The sequence below is a fragment of the Streptomyces bobili genome (assembly GCF_002154575.1).
GTDB classification, from domain to species: Bacteria; Actinomycetota; Actinomycetes; order Streptomycetales; family Streptomycetaceae; genus Streptomyces; species Streptomyces bobili.
Genome location: NZ_MUBA01000857.1, coordinates 1 through 2,168 on the forward strand (window position 1 = coordinate 1; position 2,168 = coordinate 2,168).

Consider the following 2,168-nt stretch of genomic DNA (forward strand, 5'->3'; position numbering starts at 1 on the left):
TCGCCGGAGAGGGGCGGGTCCTGGGGCACGGCGACGAGGTGGCGGCCGTCCACCCAGGCCGACCAGCCGTTGGAGCACAGCACGTGTCCCCAGTCGCCGCGCCGCTCGACGAGCCGGACGGGCAGCAGCGGATCGAGGGCGACGGTGGGCCGGGCCGGGTCGGGGGCCTCCCAGGCGGGCATGCCCTGCTGGGGGACGACATGCGTGGGCCGGAAGCCGGGGGTCGTCATCGAAAGGCCTACTTCCGCATCACGGCGGGCTCGTGCCGGCGCAGCAGCCGGGCGACCAGGTATCCGAAGACGGCCGAGAGGACGACGAGCATGCCCACGTCGAGCAGCCACACGCCCGCCGAGTGCGCGAACAGCGGGTCGCCGGTGAGGTCGCCGGGCACGATCCGGGCGAGGTCGAGGGTGCCGGCCATCGCGCCGAACGCCCAGCGGGAGGGGATGAGCCAGGCGAGCTGCTCCAGGCCCGGCACGCCGTCCAGCGACAGCAGGGCGCCGCAGAAGACGACCTGGACGATGGCGAGGAGCACCAGCAGCGGCATCGTCACCTCCTCCTTGCGCACCAGCGCGGAGACCACCAGGCCGAGCATCATCGCGGTGAAGGCGAGCAGGGCGACGGCGACGGTGATCTCGACGAGCGGAGGCATCAGCACGCCCTCCCCGCCCGGTGCGTTGAGGTCGACGCCGAGCAGGGCGACGAGCGTCAGCACGATCGCCTGCACGACGGTCACCGCCCCCAGGACGACGACCTTCGACATCAGGTACGCCGATCTGGACAGGCCGACGGCGCGTTCGCGCTGGTAGATCACCCGCTCCTTGACGAGTTCGCGTACGGCGTTGGCGGCACCGGTGAGGACACCGCCGACGCACAGGATCAGCAGCGCGTTCATCGCGGTGTCCCGGGTGAGCTGACTGCCGGCGAGGGCACGGGCCATGGCTCCCATCACGAACGGCAGGGCGATCATGATGGCCAGAAAGGTGCGGTCGGCACTCAGCGCGGCCGTGTAGCGGCGGACCAGGGTGCCGAGCTGGGCGCTGCGGCTGCGCGGCCGGGGCGGCGCCGGTACGACGACCGGGCCGGAGCGGGGCAGCAGGGGCTGGGCGCTGGAGTCGACGACGTACCGGCGGTGCGAGGCGGAGGCCGCGTACTCGCCGGCCCAGTCGCGGTCCTGGTCCCGTTCGAAGGCCTCGAAGGCCTCGGGCCAGTCCGCGAAACCGAAGTAGGCGAGGGCGTCGTCGGGCGGGCCGTAGTAGGCGATCCGGCCGCCGGGCGCGAGGACGAGGAGGCGGTCGCAGACGTCGAGGCTCAGGACGCTGTGGGTGACGACGACGACCGTGCGGCCGTCGTCGGCGAGGCCGCGCAGCATGTGCATCACCGAGCGGTCCATGCCGGGGTCGAGTCCGGAGGTCGGCTCGTCGAGAAAGAGCAGGGACGGTTTGGTCAGCAGTTCCAGGGCGACGCTGACGCGTTTGCGCTGGCCGCCGGAGAGGCTGTGCACATGCTGGTCGGCGCGCTGTTCGAGGCCCAGTTCGCGGATGACCTCCTCGACGCGCGCCCGGCGCTCGGCCTTGGCGGTGTCCTGGGGGAAGCGCAGCTCGGCGGCGTAGGTGAGGGCGGCGCGGACGGTGAGCTGGGCGTGCAGGATGTCGTCCTGCGGGACCAGNNGGGTGGACTTGCCCGCGCCGCTGGGTCCGACGACCGCGAGCAGACACTTCTCCCCCACCGGGAACGACACGTGGTCGAGGAGGACCTTGCGGCCGCGGTCGACGGCGACGGTGAGGTCCTGCACGTCGAGGGAGACCTCGCCGGTGTCGACGTACTCCTGGAGTTCGTCGCCGACCAGGCAGAACGCCGAGTGGCCGATGCCGACGATGTCGCCGGGGGCGAGGGGGGCGGCGGTGACGGGCAGGCCGTTGAGGTAGGTGCCGTTGTGGCTGCCGAGGTCGGCGATCTCGTAACTGCCGTCGGGCAGGGCGCGCAGTTCGGCGTGCCGACGGGAGACGACGAGGTCGTCGAGGACCAGGTCGTTGTCGGGGGCGCGGCCGATGCGGACGGTGCGGGTGGGCAGGGGGCGGACGGTGGTGGGGCGCCGGAACGTCCCGGTCACGGCGGGGTTGGCCACCGCGGAGGGGCGCTGCGGTGCCGGCCTCGTGCGGCCGGTC

Annotated in this window: 1 protein-coding gene and 1 pseudogene; both read right to left on the reverse strand. The window is 72.9% G+C overall.

Features of this window, described 5'->3' with window-relative positions; genetic code table 11:
• Positions 1–230: pseudogene (locus BZL64_RS38265) on the reverse strand (hypothetical protein); the annotation flags it as partial.
• Positions 231–238: 8 nt separating this feature from the next.
• A partial coding sequence (locus BZL64_RS38270; RefSeq protein ID WP_086773517.1) for an ABC transporter permease occupies positions 239–2,168 on the reverse strand: 1,930 nt, incomplete at its 5' end.